Origin of the sequence: Streptomyces hirsutus (assembly GCF_001418415.1) — a bacterium.
GTDB lineage: Bacteria > Actinomycetota > Actinomycetes > Streptomycetales > Streptomycetaceae > Streptomyces > Streptomyces hirsutus.
In genome coordinates this window covers 1-1,237 of the sequence record NZ_LIQT01000637.1, presented here as the reverse complement: position 1 = coordinate 1,237, position 1,237 = coordinate 1, and the positions used below count along the sequence as shown (strand labels likewise).

The 1,237-nt window shown below is 66.9% G+C and carries 2 protein-coding genes; both read right to left on the bottom strand.

Going from position 1 to position 1,237, the window contains the following annotated elements:
* Window positions 1-706 (bottom strand): DDE-type integrase/transposase/recombinase (locus AOK11_RS36440; RefSeq protein ID WP_107098772.1); only part of this gene is annotated, 706 nt, incomplete at its 3' end.
* A gap of 160 nt (window positions 707-866) precedes the next feature.
* Complete coding sequence (locus AOK11_RS42465) at window positions 867-1,055, bottom strand: hypothetical protein (RefSeq protein ID WP_107098771.1); 189 nt, start codon at window positions 1,053-1,055, stop codon at window positions 867-869.
* Window positions 1,056-1,237: the final 182 nt, after the last annotated feature.

Here is a 1,237-nt window from a genome sequence, read left to right as displayed (position 1 = left end):
GGTCCGCGGTGCCGAAGTGGACGGATGCAGGGGTGTGCAGGCTGATGCCGCTGTGCCTGTGCTCGTGGTTGTAGTACGAGATGAACTCCTCGCACCAATCCCTGGCTTCAGTAAGGGAGTTGAAGGAATCCGGGTACTCGCCGCAGTACTTGATCGTTTTGAAATTAGCCTCGCTGTAGGGATTGTCGTTGCTCACCTTCGGTCGCGAGTGCGAACTGGTCACCCCCAGATCGATCAACAGCTGGGAGACCTTCTTGCTGGTCATCGAGGTGCCGCGGTCGGCATGCACGGTCTCCGGGACGATGCCGTTGCGAGCGATGGTCTCGCGGATCAGCTCCTCGGCCCGGTCTGCGGATTCAGCCCGCTCCACGGTCCATCCGCAGATGTAGCGGCTGAAGATGTCGATGATCACGTACAGGTGGTACCACTCGCCCTTGTCCGGCCCCCTGAGCTTGGTGATGTCCCAGGTCAGCACCTGGCACGGGGCGGTGGCCACCAACTGCGGCACGGTCTTGGCCGGGTGGGTCGCCTGGCGGCGCCGCTCGCCGCTCTGCCCGGCCGCTGCCAGGATCCGGTACATCGTGCGCTCCGAGCGCCAGTAGCGGCTCTCGTCCAGCTCCCGCGCCCACACTTGGGCGGGCGGCAGGTCGGCGTACTCGGGCCGGTTGAGCAGAGCCAGGACCTGTACGCGCTCGACCGTACTCAAGGCCGAAGCTGGCGCGGGATCCGCTCGCGTGGCACGGGCGGCCGCAACCGCCGGTAGTGCGCGGCCCGCGACCGGCCGGTCAGCCGACAGACCGCAAAAATGTTCAACTCCCGCTCCAGGGTAGGGAACAGATCATCCACGACCCGGGCGGACTCGTGTTTCAGTCCGCGCTCTTGGAGATCATCTGCAAGAGCGCGGAAGCTTTTCCCATCAGGTCCAAGGCGGCGTCCTTCTGCGCGCCCTCCTGCTCCAGTCGGGCGACCTTCTTGCGCAGCCGCTCCAGCTCGGCCTGTTCTGCGGCCTTCTTCGGCCGGACCGCGGAGGTGCGCCGGTCGGCCAGGGTGGCCATCGCGCCAGTGTCGCGGGCGGCCCGCCATTCGATGATGTGCAGTGGTACAGCCGCTCACGGCGCAGGATCGCGCCCTTCTCGCCGTTCGGGGCGGCGTCGTACTCCGCGACGATCCGCAGCTTGTACTCCGCGGTGAAGGTGCGGCGCTTCGGGCGGGACGCGGGGTCGGGCTCAGGGGTGCT

What these genes read in the sequence shown, in the direction of transcription:
- AOK11_RS42465 (WP_107098771.1), bottom strand. Translation starts at nt 1,055, where the DNA reads ATGGCCACCCTGGCCGACCGGCGCACCTCCGCGGTCCGGCCGAAGAAG.